This is a genomic window from Aeromonas sp. L_1B5_3 (assembly GCF_963866575.1).
GTDB classification, from domain to species: domain Bacteria; phylum Pseudomonadota; class Gammaproteobacteria; order Enterobacterales; family Aeromonadaceae; genus Aeromonas; species Aeromonas jandaei.
In genome coordinates, this window is record NZ_CAWMDN010000005.1 from 1 (window position 1) to 1,172 (window position 1,172).

Annotated in this window: 1 protein-coding gene; it reads right to left on the reverse strand. The window is 48.2% G+C overall.

Annotation, left to right across the window (positions count from 1 at the left end; genetic code table 11):
* Window positions 1–44: 44 nt before the first annotated feature.
* The coding region (locus AACR93_RS01330; protein WP_043852135.1) for a methyl-accepting chemotaxis protein at window positions 45–1,172 on the reverse strand (1,128 nt) is incomplete at its 5' end.

The following is a 1,172-nucleotide window of genomic DNA, read 5'->3' on the forward strand; positions in this document are numbered from 1 at the left end:
ACCGATGGTAAAGTAAGTTATCCCTGTCGAGATACTGAAAAGCGTTATCCTCGTTTTTCCCAAAACTGTTTTGCCAGTTCGCTCAGAGCGCTAGTTAACTGAGCGACAGATTTCGCACTTTGCAAATTATTCTGCCCGGTCTGTACATTGGTATCAGCAGCATCGCGTATATTGATAATACTGCGGTTTATGTCTTCACTTACTGCTCTCTGCTGCTCGACCGCAGTCGCTATTTGCGCGTTCATGTCGGTAATTTCGTTAACGCGTTGGCCAATTCCATCAAGAGCTGTAGCTGCTTCCTCTGCGTGAGCTACACTCGTGTCCGCTTGCCGACTACTTTGCTCCATGACTGTAACAGCGGATTGCGCTCGCTCTTGTAGAGCGCTGATCATGCTTTGAATATCCGTTGTCGATTGCTGTGTGCGAGCAGCAAGACTGCGAACCTCATCGGCGACAACAGCAAAACCACGCCCCTGCTCACCAGCACGCGCGGCCTCAATTGCTGCGTTGAGTGCCAACAAATTCGTTTGCTCGGCGATCCCTCGTATAACGTCAAGAACTTTTGATATCTCGTTACTTTGACCTTCAAGCTCATGAATAACCTGAGCGGCTTGCCTAATTTCACCTTCAAGGGCAGTGATTGACTGGCTTGTGTGGGCTACCAGATGCTGGCCAGATGCCGTCTCAGTGTCTGCTCTTCCGGCCGCATCTGCAGCATGCTGTGCATTGCTCGCAACCTCTTGAATGCTTGCCGCCATTTGGTTTACTGCCGTTGCTATTTGATCTGTCTCTGCCTGCTGCTCAACTGTAAGTGCATTGCTTGACTCAATATCCTTTAGTAGGCCTCGGGCGTGTTCGCTAAGCCGATTTGATGCATCACCTATGCGACCTAATACGGCGCCTGTTTCAGCCTGCATCATTCGTAAAGCAAACTCTATTTGGCCAAATTCATCGGTGCGCCCAGTGTAGATGGATTGACTTAATGGGTTATTGGAGATATTCCTGGCTCTTTCAACCAGTCTTCCAAGAGGAGAGAGAATAGCCAAAACACTAACAGAGCTTAAACTTCCTGACATTAAAGTAGCTAACAATAAGCTGCTTATTGATGTATCAGTAAGCATGCCGGCAGCCATTGCGCTTGATATAATACTACCCCATATGAGCAAGAGTAT